Annotated in this window: 1 protein-coding gene; it reads right to left on the reverse strand. The window is 19.2% G+C overall.

The genetic code is table 11. The annotated features are described in order from the left end of the window. Positions 1–29: 29 nt before the first annotated feature. Positions 30–276: hypothetical protein (locus SB754_RS20100; RefSeq protein WP_410784139.1), on the reverse strand; the 247-nt coding region annotated here is incomplete at its 5' end.

The following is a 276-nucleotide window of genomic DNA, read 5'->3' on the forward strand; positions in this document are numbered from 1 at the left end:
GATATCCTAAGACTTCCAAAAAAAAGCTTTTATGTTTTTCTAACTTTTTTAAAAAGATATAAAAATTTGTTGAAAATCAGAATAATAGGTTTTTTAGTAAATTCTAAACTCAAATAAATAAGCGTTAAAAGAACTATAAAATTAATACATGATTTGGTAATTATATTTATATCTAAATACCCTATAATTAATTGGACTCCAACTAAAATAAAGGAAAAAATCATTTTCATTTTTGGATAATTAATTTTTACAAATTTTCTTGTATCATTAATTCTT

It is taken from the genome of Leifsonia sp. SIMBA_070, assembly GCF_046534635.1.
Taxonomy (GTDB): Bacteria; Actinomycetota; Actinomycetes; order Actinomycetales; family Microbacteriaceae; genus Leifsonia.